Below are 16,475 nucleotides of genomic sequence, written 5' to 3'. Positions count from 1 at the left end.
CAAGACGCTGTTCCGTGGGCGCGGCGGGCTGTGATCAGTGCAGTGCGATGGTCTGGTCGTCGAACTCGGCGACGACGCGGAGCCTGCCGCCGAGAGCCTCGACGTAGGACTCGAGCGTGCCGAGTTCGGTGTGGATGAGTGCCCCGTGCTCGATCTTGCTGATGCGCGCCTGGCTCACGTTCATCCGGTCGGCGAGGGCTCGCTGGTTGAGGGCGTGTGCCTTGCGGATGTCGGCCAATCGCTGGGCCTGGACGGCGTCGGCGAGCTTCCGCCGCTCCTGCTCGACGCGCTGCTCGTCCACTAGGCCGCTGTTCACGCCGTCCGTGCGGACGTCCCTCCACTGCCGTGCCACGTCAGGTCTCCTCCGCTCGTTCGCCACGGAGCCACTCGTCGTAGCGAGCTTCCGCGACGGGGATGTTGCTGCGGTACCAGTCGCTCCACCGACCGGCTTTGTCTCCGGCGACGAGGAGGACTGCCTGTCGCCCCGGGTCGAAGACGAACAGGATCCGTACTTCGCTCCGTCCACGTGAGCCCGGCCGCAGTTCCTTCATGTTGTGGCGAGAGCTGCCCTTCACCCGGTCGACGAGGGGCCGGCCGAGCGACGGTCCCTCGTCGGCCAGGAGATCGATGGCCGCGGCGACGAGGTTGGCGGTGGGCCTGTCCAGGGCCAGGAACCAGTCGCTGACCTCGTCGAGGAGCACCACCTCCCACACGAGCCCACCATATAACGCTCACGTTGTTTCCCGGTGTTCCTGCTCCCTCGGCCGTGGGAGTACGGTACGGCCCGGGCTTCCGGCGTCCGCGCCCCACCGACGGTCGGCGGGCCGGTGAGCCGGCCTTCTCACTGGGTCAGCCGGCGTGGGTCAGCGAATCCGAGGCTGGTGCAGCCGGGAGCGCGCTTGGCCAGGGACGAGGCGAGGACGCCGGTGGCGACGTCGTGGTAGTCGTGCACCTCGGCGGTGGTCTTGCCGGGGTGGGGGCGCAGGATCCGTCCGGCGTACTGGACCACACGACCCTTGAAGGCGACCGGGGCCGCGAGGAAGAGGGTGCCCAACGCAGGGCAGTCGAAGCCCTCGCCGATGTAGGGACCCGAGGCGACGGCCAGCAGGGAGGGCCCGCCGGGGCGGGGCTCGAGCCGGGCGAGGGCCGCGGCGCGGGCGCCTGCACCCATGCCGCCGCGGACCCGGCTGACTCGGCGCGGACCGAGGAGCACCCGCAGAGACCGGGGCCCAGCCACCGGCCGCCCCCGACGCCTGCCGCGTAGCCGTGTGCCGACGGTGAGTGCTCAGTGGCTCCGGCCGGCTCGGCCGGTGACGTGGCGATCGCGCGCCGGGGGAGCTCGTCGGGCACCGGCTCGCGGCGGTGCCAGCCTGCCAGCGGAGGAGCGGACGCTCCGGCTGTAGAGCTCGATCAGCCGCGATGCCTCGTGAGCGGCCCCGGGTAGCAGGAAGGGCGACTGGAGGAGTACGCGAGAACTACTGAAGTACGCGGGTTGTCCGTCGAGTGTGCGCCGTGCTCTCCTGTTGTGGAGCGGCCGGATCACCCGTCCGCGCTGGTAGGACGCTTGTGTCGACGGCGCCTGAAAACTGACCCCCTCGCGACACTCGAAAACTGACCCCCTCCCGAGACCCTGGCTCGAGCCGAGCCGGGGAGGGACGAGGTGTTGTCCGTGGAGGACTGGGCGGAGATCCGCCGGCTGCATCGGGCCGAGGGCATCCCGATCAAGCAGATCGCCCGGGTGCTGGGCGTCTCGCGGAACACCGTGCGGTCCGCGTTGCGGGCCGACCGGCCACCGAAGTACGAGCGGGTCGGGCAGACCTCGATCGTCGACGAGGTCGAGCCGCGGATCCGGGAGCTGCTGCAGGCGTTCCCGACGATGCCGGCCACGGTGATCGCCGAGCGGATCGGCTGGACCCGGTCGATGACGGTGCTGAAGAAGCGGGTCGCCGAGCTACGGCCGGTGTATCTGCCCCCGGATCCGGCGTCTCGCACCGCCTATGTGGCCGGCGAGATCGCCCAGTGCGACCTGTGGTTCCCGCCGATCACGCTGCCGGTCGGCTCCGGTCAGCACCGCACCGCCAAGCAGCTGCCGGTGCTGACGATGGTCTGCGGCTACTCCCGCTGGGCCGCCGGGGTCCTGATCCCCTCGCGCACCGCCGAGGACCTGTTCGCCGGCTGGTGGCAGCTGCTCGCCGCGCTCGGAGCGGTGCCGCGGGCGCTGGTCTGGGACGGCGAGGGCGCGGTCGGCCGCTGGCGCGGCGGGCGCAGCGAGCTCACCGCCGACTGCCAGGCCTTCCGCGGCACGCTGGCGGCGAAGGTGCTGATCTGCCGGCCGGCCGATCCCGAGGCCAAGGGTCTGGTCGAGCGGCTGCACGACTACCTGGAGCGCTCGTTCCTGCCCGGGAGGACGTTCACCGGCCCGGCGGACTTCAACGCCCAACTGGCCGCCTGGCTGGCGCTGGTGAACACCCGTCCCCGGCGGGCGCTGGGATGCGCGCCGACCGAGCGGATCGCCGCCGATCTGGAGCGGATGCTCACCCTGCCGCCGGTCGCCCCGGCCACCGGCTGGCGCAGCAGCACGCGGCTGGCCCGGGACCACTACGTGCGCCTGGACGGCAACGACTACTCGGTCCATCCGGCGGTGATCGGCCGCCGGGTCGAGGTGCTCGCCGACCTGCACCGGGTGCGGGTGCTCTGCGACGGGCGGGTCGTGGCCGACCACGAGCGGATCTGGGCCCGGCACCAGACGATCTCGGCCGCCGAGCACATCACCGCCGCCAAGGCGTTGCGCGCCGCCCGGATCGGGCTGCTCCGCCCGGCCCCGGCCACCGAGGAAGTCGAGATCCGGCCGCTGAGCGACTACGACGCCGCGCTCGGGCTCACCGACGGAGGCGTGGCATGAGCCGGGACCTGGCCGCCGAGGTGGCGTTCCTGACCCGGGCGCTGAAGGCACCGACCCTGCGGGAGGCGGTGCCGCGGCTGGCCGAACGGGCTCGCGAGCAGTCCTGGTCGCACGAGGAGTTCCTCATCGCCTGCCTGCAGCGGGAGGTCGCCGCGCGGGAGTCCCACGGCGGCGAGGGCCGCATCCGCGCCGCCCGGTTCCCGGCCCGCAAGAGCCTGGAGGAGTTCGACTTCGACCACGCCCGCGGCCTCAAACGGGACCTGATCGCGCACCTGGGCACCCTGGACTTCGTCACCGCGAAGGAGAACGTGCTGCTCCTCGGCCCGCCCGGCACCGGCAAGACCCACCTGGCCACCGGCCTGGCCATCCGGGCCTGCCAGGCCGGGCACCGGGTGCTGTTCGCCACCGCCACCGAGTGGGTCACCCGCCTGGCCGAGGCCCACCACGCCGGAGTCCTGCAGCAGGAACTGCGCCGGCTGGGCCGCTACCCGCTGCTGGTCGTCGACGAGGTCGGCTACGTGCCCTTCGAGCCCGAGGCCGCCAACCTGTTCTTCCAGCTCGTCTCCAGCCGCTACGAGCGGGCCTCCCTGATCGTGACCAGCAACAAGCCCTTCGGCCGCTGGGGCGAGGTCTTCGGCGACGAGGTCGTCGCCGCCGCCATGATCGACCGGCTGGTCCACCACGCCGAGGTCATCTCCCTCAAGGGCGACAGCTACCGGCTCAAAGACCGAGACCTCGGCCGCTCCGCGGCCGCCACCGAAGACGCATGACCAGCAGGGGGTCAACTTTCGGCCGTCGCTAGGGGGTCAACTTTCGAGCGTCGTTGACACGCTTGGCCCTGCTCGGTTGGACCCGCATGGGTTCTCCCGGCATCTTCGGGGTGTGACACACGAAACCGCTGTTCAGAGCGGCAGAACTGCAGGTCGGGGATGAGCGAAAGCGGGTGGGTTATCGGGCGAGTTCTCTCGCCCGGAGTCCGCGCAGATGCCCGTCCCGTGCCTTCCCGGCCCCGATCCTCGCCCGGCCGTCGAGCCGGCCACCCACCCGTATGGTTCGGGGCACGGAGAGAGGGGCACCGGCCACGGGTCTCGCTGCTGCGTCCGAGGAGGGACACAGTGCTTCCGCGCATGCCCGGTGCTGGCACGGAGATGCCGGTCAGCTGTAGACGTCGGCGCGGTGCGAGATGCGCACGACCCTGACCAGGACCTCGTCGTCGTGGATCGAGTAGATGACGCGGTACTGGCCCCGTCGCGCGGACCAGTAGCCCTCGAGATCGAAGCGCAGCGGCTTCCCGACGCGGTACGGGTCCGCAGCCAGCGGCCCGTAGAGGAAGTCGACGACCGCGACGGCCACCCGCTCGGGGAGGTCTCGCTCGATCGCCCGCTTGGCCGCCGCCGAGAGGACGACGGTGTACCGATGAGGGCCGCTCACCGCCGACGGGCCGCGAGTGCGGCACGCACCTCGACCTCGCCGTAGACCTCACCGGCGGCCATCGATTCCTCTGCCTGCCTGATGTCCGAGCGCGCTCGGGGATCGGACAGAGTTTCCAGGGTCTCCATCAGGGACTCGTAGTCCTCGACGGCGAGGATGACCGCGACCGGGCTGCCGTTCCTCGTGACGGTGACGCGCTCGTGCGTGCCGGCGACCTCGTCGATCACCTGGCTGAAGTGCGCCTTGACCGCTGCCAGCGACTGCGTCGTCATGACCTTAATTTTGGTCAGACCGCTGGCTGGGGTCAAGGAGCGCGGCCGAGGGTTGCCGTGGGATGCGGGTGGAGGGGCCTCGCAGCAGGGGGGCGACGACAGTTGCGATCCGGCCACCTCTGCTGCGACCCGGGAGCTCCATCTCCCCAGGCAGTCCTCGCCGGGGCGGCCTGCAGCGCTCGGGCCCACACCTCGCCGTCATCGTCGATCGAGCATGCGCCGCGAGAGGCGACCGGAGGAGTACGCGAGATCTACTGAAGAACGCGGGTTGTCCGTCGAGGGTGCGCCGTGCTTCCCTGTCGCGGAGCGCCGGTTCAGTCGTCCGCGCTGGTCGGACGCCTGGCCCTGCTCGGTTGGACCCGCATGGGTTCTCCCGGCATTTTCGGGGAGCAGAACCCGAAAGCGCTGTTCAGAGCGGCGAAACCGCAGGTCGTGCATGAGCGTAAGCGGGTGGGTTATCGGGCGAGTTCCCGGGCCTTGGAGCCGGGCGAGAGTCCCACTGCCGTGCCACCACGACCGCCGTCACGGTAATGGTGCTCGCTGCCGCACGAGACCCGATCGGGCCGTCTTCGGCAAGCCGCGGGGGAGGGCTCGGGCGCTCCGACCTCCGTGCGGTCGGATACTCCTCGGCGATCATCGGTGCGTTCCGACGGACCGCTCGTCCGAGTCGATGAGGGCGGCCTGGCTACTCCGGCTGGTTCTCGTCCGGTCTGCTCGACCGCCCGGCTTCGTCGCTGGCGCCGGGCGCTTTCCGCCGTGCCTGGGCCGACCGCAGCGCGAGGCGAACGAAGTAGGCCTTGCGCGCGTGCCCGGCCCGGCGCGCCCGCTCTTCCGGTGACAGCACGCCGTCGGGGTCGACCTGACGCTCGAAGCGATCCAGCAGCGCGCGACGTGCCGGCGCCGTCCGCGCACTGGGGTCGGCCGTGTTGGCCCACGACTCGTGCGCAGCCAAGCGCGCGATCAGGGAGCGGTCGGCCGTCATGGAGGCCAGGCTGCGGTTGCTTCTCCGGTTTATCTCCGGCAAGGCAGTCCCTGTACGGACCCTCGTGATCGAGGGCGCTTGAAGTCTCCTGTTCATCCGCAGTCCCAGCGACGCGGGCTCCCGACCTCTGGCGGCCGCGGTGACTGGTGCTCCGGTCCTTCCCGTGTCGTCTCCACTGCAGAACAACTGGAGACTCCGGCTTGCGCTCAGGGTTCAAGGCATGCCGCGCAGGCCGAAGGCTCCAGAGCTAAACCCGGCCCGGGGCGCTCATCGCAGATGGGGGAAGCCTCTTGTGCGGCTCCGGTCCCGGACGTAGGGGCGTCGGCTGTAGGCATCGAGGACGGTGTTCAGCGCCATGGCGAGTGCAACGAGGTCACGGTCATAGACGCGGCCGTCCTCCAGTTGGCGGGCCAGCTCGATGAGGAGCGGTCCCCAGTCCCGACGCGTCGGCGCGAGCGGGGTCGGAATCTCGACTCGGCGCTCGACCACTTCCACAGCTGAGCGCCCGGAGGCCGCCGCACGGCCCTGCTCCCATGCGCGCCGTCGGCAGCTGTCCGAGCACCACTTCGGGATGGGCCCTCGAGACCGTGGCGTGATGGCACCGCCGCACCAGGCGCAGGACTCAGCGGCTGCCCGCCGCGCACCGCCATCAGAGGCTGTGCGCGCCGGCACGTCGGCCCCCGCGGACTGGTCGGAGCTTCCTCGCCGCGCGGTCCGTTCCCGACGTTGTCGTTCGGCTTCCCGCCGGCGAGCTCGGTAGTCGGCGCTTCCTCCAACTGCCATGCCCTCAGCGTCCGGGGCAACCTCCTGAAACCCGTCCGACGAGTTGACGGACCCGGAGTGCAAGAGGTGTGATGCCTCGCGATCTTGGTCTTCGCCAGTAGCGATCGAGGGGTCGGTCGGCGCGGCGGTGCCAGGGCGAGAAGAGGGTCGTCGAGCGGTGGAAGGGCTTGGCTGAGAGCCCGCTGACGGCGCGAGCGAGAGGGCTCATGTCCTGCGCCTAGGCCCTGTTTGATAAGTCGCGCAGATAGATGTTGATGTTGGTGATCTCGACGGTGGCGTCATAGCGGACGGCGAGCTTGTCGTATCGCGTGGCGAACGCGCGGTTCTGCTTGTGCCGGTTGATGCCGCACTCCACGGCGTGCCGCTCCCGGTCGAACGCCGGCGGCCGGCCACCGGCCGAGCCCTTCGCGCGGCGGTGGGCAAGCTGGTCGACCTTGTTCGGAATGGTCGCCGGGATACCGCGTCGACGCAGGTAGGCGCGGTTGCCGCGGCCGGAGTAGGCGCGATCGGCCAGCACCCGGTCTGTCTCGCCCCGGGTCTGATGGAGGCTCTCAATCCACGGAGGATGAGATTCATGGCGGCACCCAGGAAGTACCCCGACGAGCTGCGGGAGCGGGCGACCCGGATGGCGGTCGACGCCCGGCGTGACCCGGCCACCCGGGCCGGGGCGTTGAAGCGGATCGGCGAGCAGCTGGGCATCAACCCCGAGACGCTGCGCAACTGGGTCATCCAGGCCGAGATCGACGAGGGCCACCGGCCAGGCACCACGACCGATGACGCCACCCGGCTGGCCGAGCTGGAGCGGGAGAACCGGGAGCTGCGCCGGGCGAACGCGATCCTGAAGAGCGCGTCGGCTTTCTTCGCGGCGGAGCTCGACCGCCCGTCTCGCTGATCGTCGCCTTCATCGATCAGCACAAGCTCGTGCACGGGGTCGAGCCGATCTGCCGTGTCCTCACCGAGGCCGGCGTCAAGATCGCCCCGAGCACCTACTACGCGCACCGCACGCGGCCGCCCTCGGCGCGGTCGCTCACCGACGCGGCGACCACGGCGGCGATCGAGCAGGTGCACGAGGAGAACTTCGGTGTCTACGGCGCCCGCAAGGTGCACGCCCAGTTGCGCCGGCAGGGTCACGCGGTGGCCCGGTGCACGGTCGAGCGGCTGATGCGCGCCGCCGGCCTGCGCGGGATCACGCGGGCGAAGGGCCCGCGGACCACGGTGCCCGGAACGGGCCCGGACACCCGCCCGGACCTGGTGGAGCGGGCGTTCACCGCAACCGGACCGGACCAGCTGTGGGTTGCCGACATCACCTACTGCCGGACCTTCTCCGGCTGGGTGTACGCCGCCTTCGTCATCGACGTGTTCTCCCGCCGGGTGGTGGGCTGGCAGCTGTCCAAGAGCCTGCGCACCGACCTCGCGCTGGACGCGCTGGAGATGGGCATCTGGACCCGCCGCCGGGCCGGCCGCGACGTGACAGGGCTGGTGCACCACTCGGACAAGGGCGGGCAGGGCGGATTCCACCGGTCGTCGCAACACCTCATGATCACGGAGGTGTGCGATGGCACGACGTCAGCAGCAAGCCGATCGGGCGCTGCGTCCGGCGATGCGCTCGCCGGGGCGGCCGATGCCGGCCCGGCATGTCGAGCGCGCCTTCTGGCGGCTGATCGCGCTGGGCCGGCGCACCGAGGACGCCGCGCTCGAGGTGGGCGTGTCCACGCCGGTCGGCTCCCGCTGGTTTCGCCGCGCTGGCGGCATGCCGCCGCTGAGCCTGGCCGAGCCCACCGGCCGGTACCTGTCGTTCCACGAGCGCGAGGAGCTCGCGCTGCTCACGTCTCGGGGCGTCGGGGTGCGGGCGATCGCGCGTGCGCTCCGGCGTGATCCCGGCACGATCTCGCGCGAGCTGCGGCGCAACGCCGCCACCCGCAGCGGCAAGCTTGAGTACCGGGCCAGCGTCGCGCAGTGGAAGGCCCAGACCGCCGCCCGGCGGCCCAAGCCGGCCAAGCTCGCGACCAACCCGCGGCTGCAGCACTACGTCCAGGAGCGGCTGTCCGGGCAGCTGCAGCGCCCCGATGGCAGCCCGGCCGCCGGGCCGGCGACGACGTGGAAGGGCCTGAACAAGCCGCATCGCGCCGACCGGCGCTGGGCGAGGGCGTGGAGCCCGGAGCAGATCGCGCGGCGGTTGGTGGTCGACTTCCCCGACGATGCCGACATGCGCATCAGCCACGAGGCGATCTACCAGGCGCTCTACATCCAGGGTCGCGGCGCGCTCGAGCGCGAGCTGGTGGCCTGCCTGCGCACCGGCCGGGCGTTGCGCAAGCCCCGGGAACGCGCCCGCAACAGGCCGCAGGGGCATGTCACCGCCGACGTGGTGCTCAGCCAGCGGCCGGCCGAGGCCGCCGACCGCGCGGTTCCCGGGCACTGGGAGGGCGACCTCATCATCGGCCTGAACCGGTCGGCGATCGGCACCGTGGTGGAGCGCACCAGCCGCTACACGCTGCTGGTCCACCTGCCGCGCCTGCCCGGGCACGGCCTCGTCCCACCGGTCAAGAACGGGCCTCCGCTGGGCGGCTACGGCGCGATTGCCATGAAGGACGCCCTCAGCACGACGATGGGCACGATGCCCGCCGAGCTGCTGCGGTCGCTGACCTGGGACCGCGGCAAGGAGCTGTCCGCGCACGCGCAGTTCAAGGTCGACACCGGCATCGCCGTCTACTTCGCCGACCCGCACTCCCCCTGGCAGCGCGGCACGAACGAGAACACCAACGGGTTGCTGCGCCAGTACTTCCCCAAGGGCACCGACCTGTCCCGCTGGAGCCTGCCCGACCTGCTCGCCGTCCAGGCCGCGATCAACAGCAGACCTCGCAAGGTCCTGGGCTGGAAGACCCCCGCGGAGGTCCTGGACGAGCACCTACGATCACTGCACCAGGCAGGTGTTGCTACCACCGGTTGAGCCCAGGCAGTACCTCGCGGTGCGCTACACCCAGCGCCTCGCCGAGGCCGGCGCGGTCGCCTCGGTCGGTTCCACCGGCGACTCCTACGACAACGCGCTGGCCGAGGCGTTCAACTCGCTGTTCAAGGCCGAGCTGGTGCGCAACCGGGGCCCCTGGAAGGGCATCGACGACCTCGAGTTCGCCACCGCCGAGTACATCGACTGGTTCAACCACCGACGCCTGCATGGCGAGATCGGTCTGATCCCACCGGCCGAGCACGAGGACACCTTCTACCGGCACCACCCCGCGGCGACTACCGTCGCCGCGTCAGTTCCGAGCCTCCACTGAACTCGGGGCGAGACAACTGCCGCCGGCAGAAAGCGGCCATCCGCTGCGCGCCGATGCGGGCGGCGGCCTGCGGGGTCGGATAGTCGGCGATGAAGGCCAGCGTGATGTCCCGGTCGATCGAGGAGAGCAACTGCGCCGGCGCCGGGTGATAAGTGTCCAGGATGGCGTGCAGTTGCGCCTCGACGCGCTGCTGCAACTCCAGCAATCGATCCCGGTCGCGGGAAACCGCGCGCCGCTCGGCCAGCGCCGGCGAGGCAACGGGCAGGGGTCGCCAGTGCGCGTGTTCATGGCGCAGGGTGTCGGCCAGAGTGAAGGCGTCGAAGACGTCGTCTTTGCTGCTGGCCACCCGGTAGCGCTCGCGAGCGCGGACGGCGATCCGCGGATTGACCGGGAAGACGCGGTGCCCGCCGGCCTGCAGCCGCTCGACCAGCAGGCCCTCGGCGCGTTCCACGCGGATCGGCAGGCCGGTTCCCAGCCGGGCGAACTCGGCATCGAGCTGGTAGGGGCCGGCGACGTCGTGGCCCACGCGGACCTGCCGTAGCCGCGCTCCGGTGGCGTTGACCGCGCAGAGTTGATTGTGGCTGGCGCCCCAGTCGATGCCGATGAAGACCTCCTCGACGCTGAGATCGATCGTGTTGCTGTTCCCCATGCACCTGGCCCTTCGAGTCCGGTCACCCCGTGGCCGGCGCGGCTGGACGCTCATCTCGGTGCTTGAGGCACGACTCCAACTGGCCAGTACCAAGCCCGCCGCCGCCGGGAGGGACGGGTCTGCCGCTGGACCTCGAAGGCCACGCTGCCAAGGTCCTCTCCCGGCGGCGGAGGTGACCGGCGGGAACCTCTCGCCAAAGCTGATGTCAGCAGATGAGCGCTGCTAACCGGCGCCGAGCAGCACCGCGCCGATCGCGGCGTGCAGTCCGGTGTGCGCGTCGGAGACGCCCAGCTGGGTGCCGGCCAGGCCGCGGGCCGTCGAGCACCACCTGCGCAGCGCGCTGCTGGAACTCCTCAGGGTACTTGGTTCCTCGGTCCACCCGGGCTCTCCTCCCTGGCTTGCGCCAAGTCTGGAGGTGTTCAGCCGACGGGGATGCTCCAGTGCAGCCGATCCCGAGCTGCTTCGCGACCGACCGCCTCACCTCCGCCCGGCCGCGCAATCCGACCTGGACGTAGGGACCGCGCCCGACCCGACCCCGAGGCTGCCGCGAATAGAACGTGTTCCGACCGGCGACCACTCAATCCTCCTCAAGACTGGAGCCTCTCGACTCGCCGGGTCGCCTCAGCGAGTCTCGGCATCGTGCGACGGTGACGCATCGGTGACGCATCGGTGACGGTGGACTGCCACAATCCTCGTACGAGCGGAGGAGAGACGATGAACGAGAGTGCGTACCGCGAGTCGGTCCTGAAGCTGGTCGTCGCGTACAGAGAATCGAACCGAGCACTGCTCGAGGCCGACCCGGCCTTTGCCTCATGGTTGGACGACGAGTACGTACCCATGGTGGGGGCCTGGCAATATTGAATGGCCGTTAACCGGGCTTCAGTTGAAGGCCCAGAGTTCGTCCGCCTGGTTCGCGAGACCGAGGACCGCGTCAGAGCGTTAGAAGCTGCCAAGTTCGACTTCAGCGAGGTACCCGAGGTCTTCGCGCAGAGGGCGGCTGCTGATGTCGTCGCCAAGGAGCTCATTCACATCCACGATGGCCGGACCATGACCCGTTTGGGTCGTTTGGTCATGGGAGGCGTCGGCAGTCACTTCAATCTGATGGGTCCCTTCCCAGCAGACACCGAGTTCTCGGTGCTCCCAGCCGATGCCCTCGATCGGCTGACAAGACAGCTTGGGGACGGCCTCGCGGCTCTCCCCCAGTGGGCGGCACTAGGAGAGATCCAGCCGGTCGAACTGTACAACTACAACTTCTTCTACTCGACGCGGGACCTTGTCTTCTGGCTCCTGCTCCACGACGCAGGCTGCTTCCCGAGCACCCTGGAACACATGGTCCGACGCCTAGCCCAAGGCGAAGTTGTACAAAGCAACATGTACGCCCCGGGGCGTCCGTCAGCCAACGGGGAGCCAGTCTTCATGCAGGCCGCATGCTTGCGCATGACATTTCCCTCATCGCAGATCGAGTGGATGGACAAACCGCTCTTCGGTGGGCTCTACCGCACTACGTCCCACGTCGAGCACTTGCTCACCCTCGAACCCACCGACGTCTCCCATCCCTATCTGCCGCTCTCGTCGGAGGGATGGGTCCGGCTGGACCACCAAGCGTACTACCGGAGGACCTTCATCGGCGAGACGCCGAAGGAAGGCCTACGCGCCGAAGACGTACCGCCTGAGAGGGCCAGCGGCTGATGAGCAGTGGAGAACGCGTCACAGCCGCAGGACCACGCGTCTCCCGCAAGAAGGGGCTATCGATGACGACCGCCACGTGCCTCGAGGGGATCGAGCTCATGGTGCGAGGTGAGATACCTGCCGAGTTTGACGGGTCTCTCTTCGTTCCCATGAGTCGGAGACATAAGGACCAGAAGAAGTTCGCGCGCTGGCATGACTCGCAAGCGGACCTGCTCAGACTCGACCTAACGCCGGGTCGTCCGGGGCGGGTTCTCGCTCACATCATGCCCGTAGATCCACGGGCTGCAGACCTTCCTGGAGGAGGAGGATGCGGCCCCTTCTACGCCACTCAACCCAATCACGGTGTCACCATCGTCGGTTCCACAGGCTGGTTCACCAATCTCATGTATGGCGCACCGCTCGAGGTAGATCTTAAGCGGTGGGATCCTACCCGTGTGCTGCGTTACGTGGACCTGGACGAACAGGCGCCACAGGTTACGACAACGGCACACTTTGCCATAAGCCTCGACCGACGCTACGCCTACTTCCACCAGTCGCTCTTAACGCGGGAGCGGCGCGAATCCCCCGTTCAGACAGCGGAATTGAAGCTGATACAGCTAGACACCAGGACGAGTGACGCTCGGACGTGGTCGATCGTTCCGCCGCAGGACGATGACGCGCTGGAGGGAGCGAACTTTCATTCCGCGTTCTACTACGAGGAAGCGGGCAGACGCTTCGTGGGCCTGTTGAAGACAGGAGCAGTGATCGAGCATCTTTCCCCGTACAGACGCACGGAAGAAGACCGAACGCTCGAGCCGATGAAGCCGTCCACGATCTGGTCTCTCGAGATTGATGAAACGGCACACACTATCCAAGCCCAGCTCCTTCCTGGCGTACGGGAGATGAACGGCTTGGCCCTCTCGCACCTTGACTGTGATGCCCGCTCCGGTGATGGCTTCGTCCTGTATGCAAACTTTAAGGAAGCCGACGTTGCCGAGGAGACGCAGGGCGTCAATTGTTACGGGGAGTCTCCAGACAATGTCCTGGAGCACTACGCCGGAATGCTCATCGAGCCCCTCAACACAGGGATGGTAATGCGGTACGAGCGTAGAGGCGGGAAGAGTTCCATTGGCCGCCTGCAGCGCGCGTACGACTTCCGACGCACCTCGCACGGCCACACCTGGCTTCCGATCAACCTCGACATCGATCCCTCGGGAGAGTTCGTCTTCGCGAGTTTCAGCGGCTTTCACCCTCGGTTGTTGCCTGATTTTGTGGCAACTGCATATCCCGACCGTGTTGCAAACATGGCCAGGATGCGCTACGTGCCTCCCCTACTGATGAGGTTGCGCGCCGATACGTTGGAGCCGGATTATGACGATAGACGCTCGTACCTCAGTTATGCCGAACCAGTTGCCATGGCAGTGGTTGGCGACACAGCTCGGTCGTTCGTGTGCACCTTCTCGCCTGAGATCGGACTGCGCATATACCGAGCGGACGACCTCCAGTGCGTGGTGGCTCATGCCGTTAGTGCGCGGCTGCACACCTGGGGGGACACCCACTTCCGTCCAGATCCACCGCACATGGTATTCGCTCAGTTGTGATGATGAGGCCACGGCAACTCCAACTGCCTCAGTCGGTTCTTTCGCATGTTGTTCAGCATGCGGAGCGCCAAGGGGCTGGGGAAGTGGTCGGATTGCTCGGCGGAAATGAGGAGGGTGGCCGTTTGGTGGCGCGGTGCGCCGTCCCCCTGACGAATCTCGCGAAGGGAAGGGTCTTCATTGCCGACCCCTACGAGCAATTCGTCGGCATCCAGAGACTGAAGCGCCGAGGTCTAGAACTCGTGGGCATATACCACTCCCACCCCGGCGGAACTCCCATCTTGTCGCCGGCCGATCGCGTCTTCGCCATGGACTGGAATTGCGTCCATCTCGTCGTGGCGTCACAGGAGGTCGGTAGGCGACTGTGGCGGACTGGCGCTTGGCTGACCGATAGCGGCGCGCTACACCCGATTTCGGTCGAGGTGATGGCCGACCGGTAGAACGCCAATTGCCCGTGGCCGGCTAGTACTCGCAGGAGGCAAGTCACCTCATGCATTGGGCCAGAGGTTCGCTTAGGACTACAGGTGAGCTGCACCGCGAGATGTCGAATCACACCCCCATCTGGCGGACGTTGCGCCGCGGAGACAGGGTACTGCCCGCGAGGCTGAAGTGGCATCACTGTGGCGCACCTCGGCAGCCCCGCGCGCTCAAGTTTTTCTCGGCTCTTGCGAGCGACGACACGCTCGTCCGTCTCGTCCAGCTGGAGAGCTGCACATGGCGGTACGGCGGCTGACCCTGTCGCCTCGGGGGTGCGCCATTCACATGCGGCCGACTCCTAACCCTTCCGCGACCCGATTGATGTAATTGAACCACGAACAAATAAGATTGAGCTGCAGGACGCCGCGGTCGTCAAGTCCCATCCCGCGGAGAGCGTCGACATCATCGCGCCCTACCTTGGAAGGTGCAAGGGTGAGCTTTTCAACATAGGCGAGCATCGCTCGCTCGCGGCCAGAGAGTGGCGCGGCCCGCCAGTCACGCTTGACCGCCTCGGCTAATCCCTCATCCATCGTGACAAGACGCAGAAACTCTGCGTGTGACTCCATTCAATAGAAGCACCGGTTCAGGGTCGACGTCGTCGCGGCGACAAGTTCGTGCTCCCGACGCGTCAACGGCAAGTCGGGTGACATCAAGGCTCCAAACCCGGCGATCATGTGCTGGAGAGCGGCTGGTATGAGCGAGTGCGCCATGATGATGCTGTCATTGGCCACTACAGAAGGAAGGCGACGCTCGCCACGTCGGCTTGGGTCGTATCCAGGTGGGTACGCGCCAGTGGCACGGTCGATCGCGTCGGCGACTCCCGGGTGCTCGTCTGGCGACTCCACCTTTATCCATGTCATGTCTGGAGTCTACCGGATAGCGCCACAGTAGAGAACACGTCCGTCGGGATCGAGGCATGTCTAGGGTGGCGCCCTGAAGCCGGTCACTGTTGGACGACGTAGAACATACCAACGGAGCTTCACTGATCCGGGATTCTCGGTCCTTCAGCGCCGGAGGAGCTCGTCAGGGCGATACCGTGTCGGATCTTCGATAGTCGTCTCGGCGTGGCCCGTCTCACTGGTATGGTCCTGAGGCTGATGTGTCACTGCCGTCGGCTCGGCGTAGGGGCGCCAACATGCTTTAAAGCGTGCTTGCATTCTGCTATGATCTAGCGTGGAGGTGTACCCGACCTGGTGGTCGGCCTGGTCTTCAAAACCAGTGAGGCAAGTTCATCCTGCCTGGCGGGTTCGATTCCCGTCCGCCTCCGCCAACTCGGTTCTGGGCATTCTTTCGTAGCGCGTTATGGCCTGTAGAGACGGCCGGGGCTAGATGAAAGCCTCATGAGCGCCCGCCGGCGATTGCCGGAGGCTGGTGCGGGACGCCGGAGCCTTGGGGGGATGTCCACCATGACCGGGAAGGCCATCGGCATGTCAGTGGTGCCGGCGTCGAGGTGGGCCTGGGCCCAGGGGGTCGGCAAAGTCGTGTTGACCCACGGTGACCTGCGTCGATGAGGAACTGATCTTGGAGTGAGGACGGGTACGGGCCGGCTGGTCGCAGGATGAGGGTGTCGAAGCCTTCCCCGACCGTGAGAGCCCGTACCCGCGATGGCATCTTCCCCTGCCCGCGCGGTGAGCGACCAGGCGCCCGCACGGGCGCCGGTGACGCTGCCCGCTGAGCTGCCCGCGCACCTGGCCGCCAGTCTGGTCACCGAGCTCGGCGCCGGTGATGCGGCGTCGATGTCGTCGCTGGCCACCGCGTTGGCGGCGGTGCCCGACGCCCGTCATCGCCGGGGTCGGCGGCATGAGCTGATCGGAATGCTGGCGATCGCGGCGTGCGCCTGCCTGACCGGGGCGTCGTCGTACGTGGCGATCGGCGAGTGGGCCGCTGCGCAGGGCGGCGGTCGCCGGCTGGGCCGTCGGCCGGTTGACCGCCCAGCAGGCGCTGGCCGCCTGCGCGACCGTCGATCTGGTGCCGGCCGACCTCGGCCGGCGGGTGATCGCTATCGACGGCAAGACGCTGCGCGGATCGGCGCCCCGCGCCACGCCCGAGCAGCGTGCCGCCGCGGCCCAGGGTGGCGGGCGCACCCATCTGGTCGCCGGCTACGACCACGCCAGCGGGGTCACCCTCGGCCAGGTCGCCTGCTCAGCCGAGGCCGGCAGGGGCGGTGAGGTCGCCGCCGCCACAGAGCTGGCCGCCATCCTCGATGACCGCGGCCTGCTGGCCGACTCGGTGATCACGGTCGATGCCGGGTTCACCGCCCGGGAGCTGGCCGCCGACCTGCGCTCCCGCGGCGCGCACTGGATGCTGCGGATCAAGGGCAACCAGAAGACGCTGCACACCCGGCTCAAGGCGCTGCCGTGGGCGCAGGTGCCCGAGGCCGCCCGGGTCCGTTCGGTCGGCCACGGCCGGGTCGAGACCCGCACCATTGGGGTGATCGA

18 protein-coding genes, 1 tRNA gene, 3 pseudogenes and 1 other annotated feature are annotated in these 16,475 nt (G+C 68.6%); of the genes and pseudogenes, 13 read left to right on the top strand and 9 right to left on the bottom strand.

Annotated elements, in window-relative coordinates:
- Nucleotides 1-34: 34 nt before the first annotated feature.
- The 3 genes from D0Z06_RS20050 to D0Z06_RS20040 form a co-directional block, all read right to left on the bottom strand.
- On the bottom strand, nucleotides 35-316 hold the full coding sequence (locus D0Z06_RS20050; protein ID WP_199522437.1) for a helix-turn-helix domain-containing protein: 282 nt from the start codon (nucleotides 314-316) through the stop codon (nucleotides 35-37).
- 37 nt (nucleotides 317-353) lie between these two features.
- The gene (locus D0Z06_RS20045; RefSeq protein ID WP_117379315.1) at nucleotides 354-713 is read right to left on the bottom strand and encodes a type II toxin-antitoxin system RelE/ParE family toxin; all 360 of its coding nucleotides are present in this window, start codon (nucleotides 711-713) and stop codon (nucleotides 354-356) included.
- A 128-nt stretch (nucleotides 714-841) separates the two neighbouring features.
- Nucleotides 842-1,171: a helicase (end) gene (locus tag D0Z06_RS20040; protein WP_117379370.1), complete on the bottom strand. Its 330-nt coding sequence runs from the start codon at nucleotides 1,169-1,171 to the stop codon at nucleotides 842-844.
- A 489-nt stretch (nucleotides 1,172-1,660) separates the two neighbouring features.
- Here D0Z06_RS20040 and istA point away from each other — a divergent pair, with 489 nt between their 5' ends.
- Complete coding sequence (gene istA, locus D0Z06_RS20035) at nucleotides 1,661-2,902, top strand: IS21 family transposase (protein ID WP_117379314.1); 1,242 nt, start codon at nucleotides 1,661-1,663, stop codon at nucleotides 2,900-2,902.
- Nucleotides 2,899-3,672 carry an IS21-like element helper ATPase IstB gene (gene istB, locus D0Z06_RS20030; protein WP_117379313.1) on the top strand — a complete coding sequence of 258 codons (774 nt, stop codon included), beginning with the start codon at nucleotides 2,899-2,901 and terminating at the stop codon, nucleotides 3,670-3,672. Before istA ends, istB begins: the two co-directional genes overlap by 4 nt.
- 385 nt (nucleotides 3,673-4,057) lie before the next feature.
- Here the strand turns inward: istB and D0Z06_RS20025 are convergent, their stop codons facing one another.
- From D0Z06_RS20025 to D0Z06_RS20005, 4 genes are all read right to left on the bottom strand, one after another.
- Nucleotides 4,058-4,333, bottom strand: a complete 276-nt coding sequence (locus D0Z06_RS20025; protein WP_117379312.1) for a type II toxin-antitoxin system RelE family toxin — start codon at nucleotides 4,331-4,333, stop codon at nucleotides 4,058-4,060.
- On the bottom strand, nucleotides 4,330-4,605 hold the full coding sequence (locus D0Z06_RS20020) for a type II toxin-antitoxin system Phd/YefM family antitoxin (protein WP_117379311.1): 276 nt from the start codon (nucleotides 4,603-4,605) through the stop codon (nucleotides 4,330-4,332). Before D0Z06_RS20020 ends, D0Z06_RS20025 begins: the two co-directional genes overlap by 4 nt.
- 685 nt (nucleotides 4,606-5,290) lie before the next feature.
- Nucleotides 5,291-5,587: a hypothetical protein gene (locus D0Z06_RS20015; RefSeq protein WP_117379310.1), complete on the bottom strand. Its 297-nt coding sequence runs from the start codon at nucleotides 5,585-5,587 to the stop codon at nucleotides 5,291-5,293.
- A 1,000-nt stretch (nucleotides 5,588-6,587) separates the two neighbouring features.
- Nucleotides 6,588-6,887 (bottom strand): transposase, encoded by a 300-nt coding sequence (locus D0Z06_RS20005; protein ID WP_199522436.1) that lies wholly within the window; start codon nucleotides 6,885-6,887, stop codon nucleotides 6,588-6,590.
- Nucleotides 6,888-6,944: 57 nt separating this feature from the next.
- Here D0Z06_RS20005 and D0Z06_RS20000 point away from each other — a divergent pair, with 57 nt between their 5' ends.
- From D0Z06_RS20000 to D0Z06_RS19985, 4 genes and pseudogenes are all read left to right on the top strand, one after another.
- Entirely contained in the window at nucleotides 6,945-7,262 is a 318-nt protein-coding gene (locus tag D0Z06_RS20000; protein ID WP_158580050.1) for a transposase, read from the top strand.
- Nucleotides 7,223-7,351: a sequence feature (AL1L pseudoknot), on the top strand. (Overlaps the previous gene by 40 nt.)
- A pseudogene (locus D0Z06_RS27285) lies at nucleotides 7,292-7,867 on the top strand (IS3 family transposase); the annotation flags it as partial. It overlaps the preceding feature by 60 nt.
- A 58-nt stretch (nucleotides 7,868-7,925) precedes the next feature.
- Nucleotides 7,926-9,317, top strand: coding sequence for an IS30 family transposase (locus D0Z06_RS19990; protein ID WP_117379307.1), 1,392 nt, complete (start codon nucleotides 7,926-7,928; stop codon nucleotides 9,315-9,317).
- 7 nt (nucleotides 9,318-9,324) lie between these two features.
- A pseudogene (locus D0Z06_RS19985) lies at nucleotides 9,325-9,645 on the top strand (integrase core domain-containing protein); the annotation flags it as partial.
- On the opposite strand, the gene D0Z06_RS19980 reads toward D0Z06_RS19985, so the two are convergent.
- Entirely contained in the window at nucleotides 9,611-10,294 is a 684-nt protein-coding gene (locus tag D0Z06_RS19980; RefSeq protein ID WP_158580048.1) for an IS110 family transposase, read from the bottom strand. The pseudogene D0Z06_RS19985 and the gene D0Z06_RS19980 overlap by 35 nt on opposite strands.
- A gap of 714 nt (nucleotides 10,295-11,008) precedes the next feature.
- On the opposite strand from D0Z06_RS19980, the gene D0Z06_RS25525 reads away from it, so the two are divergent.
- The 4 genes from D0Z06_RS25525 (at nucleotide 11,009) to D0Z06_RS27215 (ending at nucleotide 14,000) form a co-directional block, all read left to right on the top strand.
- Complete coding sequence (locus D0Z06_RS25525; RefSeq protein ID WP_158580047.1) at nucleotides 11,009-11,155, top strand: hypothetical protein; 147 nt, start codon at nucleotides 11,009-11,011, stop codon at nucleotides 11,153-11,155.
- A complete protein-coding gene (locus D0Z06_RS19970) occupies nucleotides 11,156-11,983 on the top strand; it encodes a hypothetical protein (protein ID WP_117379304.1) in 828 nt (275 codons plus the stop codon). It begins immediately after the preceding gene.
- A gap of 62 nt (nucleotides 11,984-12,045) precedes the next feature.
- Nucleotides 12,046-13,563, top strand: coding sequence for a hypothetical protein (locus D0Z06_RS19965; RefSeq protein WP_147332092.1), 1,518 nt, complete (start codon nucleotides 12,046-12,048; stop codon nucleotides 13,561-13,563).
- Nucleotides 13,563-14,000, top strand: a complete 438-nt coding sequence (locus tag D0Z06_RS27215; RefSeq protein WP_147332091.1) for a M67 family metallopeptidase — start codon at nucleotides 13,563-13,565, stop codon at nucleotides 13,998-14,000. The genes D0Z06_RS19965 and D0Z06_RS27215 overlap by 1 nt, the downstream gene beginning before the upstream one ends.
- 318 nt (nucleotides 14,001-14,318) lie before the next feature.
- On the opposite strand, the gene D0Z06_RS25130 is transcribed toward D0Z06_RS27215, so the two are convergent.
- A complete protein-coding gene (locus D0Z06_RS25130) occupies nucleotides 14,319-14,603 on the bottom strand; it encodes a carboxymuconolactone decarboxylase family protein (RefSeq protein ID WP_147332090.1) in 285 nt (94 codons plus the stop codon).
- Between the two features lie 609 nt (nucleotides 14,604-15,212).
- Between D0Z06_RS25130 and D0Z06_RS19955 the strand changes: the two genes are divergently transcribed.
- From D0Z06_RS19955 to D0Z06_RS26490, 3 genes and pseudogenes are all read left to right on the top strand, one after another.
- Nucleotides 15,213-15,307, top strand: a tRNA-Sec gene (locus tag D0Z06_RS19955).
- A gap of 334 nt (nucleotides 15,308-15,641) precedes the next feature.
- A pseudogene (locus D0Z06_RS27210) lies at nucleotides 15,642-15,917 on the top strand (transposase family protein); the annotation flags it as partial.
- Between the two features lie 43 nt (nucleotides 15,918-15,960).
- On the top strand, nucleotides 15,961-16,475 hold a 515-nt coding region (locus D0Z06_RS26490; protein ID WP_233517833.1), incomplete at its 3' end, for an ISAs1 family transposase.

It is taken from the genome of Geodermatophilus marinus, from assembly GCF_003428645.1.
Lineage (GTDB): Bacteria > Actinomycetota > Actinomycetes > Mycobacteriales > Geodermatophilaceae > Geodermatophilus.
Note: the sequence above shows the minus strand (reverse complement) of the source record. Positions and strands in the feature narration are given on the sequence as shown.